Raw genomic sequence first — 1,320 nt, forward strand, 5'->3', positions numbered from 1 at the left:
GCTGAGGTTGGCCAGGCGTTGCGGGCTGAGGAGCTCTTCCAGTTGCTCGGCGGTGAGCAGCTGGTGTTCGAGGACCAGTTCGGCAACACCCTTGCCGGTGGCGAGGGCTTCCTGGGCGATGGCGGTTGCGGTGGCGTAGCCAAGGTGGGGGTTCAGCGCTGTGACCAGGCCGATTGACTGCTCCACGGTGAGGCGGAGGTGTTCGGTGTTGGCGGTGATGCCCCGGACGCAGCGTGCCGTGAGGGTGCGGCAGGCGGCTTCCAGGTGGGAGATGCTCTTGTGGAGGCTGTGGACGATGATGGGTTCGAAGGCGTTGAGCTGGAGTTGCCCGGCTTCGGCGGCCATGGTGATGGTGACGTCGTTGCCGATGACTTCGTAGGCCACCTGGGAGACCACTTCCGGGATTACCGGGTTGATCTTGCCGGGCATGATGGAGGAACCGGACTGCACGGCCGGGAGGTTGATTTCGCCGAAGCCGGCGCGCGGGCCGGAGGAAAGCAGCCGCAGGTCGTTGCAGATCTTGGAGAGCTTTACTGCCACGCGCTTGAGGACGCCGGACAGGTGCACGAACGCGCCGACGTCCTGGGTGGCCTCGATGAGGTCCACGGCGGTGACCAGTGGCAGGCCGGTGATGTCGGCCAGGTGCCGGCAGGCTGCCTCGGCGTAGCCGGCCGGGGCGTTCAGGCCGGTGCCGATGGCGGTGGCGCCGAGGTTGATTTCGTGGATCAGCAGGTCGGCTTCGGCCAGGCGCAGCCGGTCTTCGCCGATGGTCACGGCGTAGGTCCCGAACTCCTGGCCGAGGGTCATGGGTACGGCGTCCTGGAGCTGGGTGCGTCCCATCTTCACTACCGTGCGGAACTCGGCGGCTTTGCCCGCGAACGCCTCTTCGAGTTCGGCCAGGGCGGCGAGTAGTTCGCGGGCGGCAAAGATGGTGCCCAGTTTCACGGCCGTGGGGTAGACGTCGTTGGTGGATTGGCTGAGGTTGACGTGGTCGTTCGGGTGCAGGCGGGCGTAGTCGCCCTTCGGGTGGCCCAGGATTTCCAGGGCGCGGTTGGCGATGACCTCGTTGGCGTTCATGTTCGAGGACGTCCCGGCGCCGCCCTGGATGACGTCCACGACGAACTGATCGCTGAGTTTGCCGTTCATGACGTCCGAGCAGGCCGCCTCGATGGCGTCGGCGCGCTCTGCATCGAGCAGGCCGAGTTCGCGGTTGGTCCGGGCGGCGGCGAGCTTGACGGCGGCGAGGCCGCGGACCAGGTACATGTTGGAGGACAGCGGCTGGCCGGTGATGGGGAAGTTCTCCACGGCGCGGAGCGTGTG

At 67.0% G+C, this 1,320-nt stretch carries 1 protein-coding gene; it reads right to left on the reverse strand.

Annotated elements, in window-relative coordinates:
* Positions 1 to 1,320, reverse strand: a 1,320-nt coding sequence (locus PV761_RS24145) for an aspartate ammonia-lyase (protein ID WP_347900045.1), incomplete at both ends; no start/stop codon positions are given.

Source organism: Arthrobacter sp. CC3, from assembly GCF_039907775.1.
GTDB lineage: Bacteria > Actinomycetota > Actinomycetes > Actinomycetales > Micrococcaceae > Arthrobacter.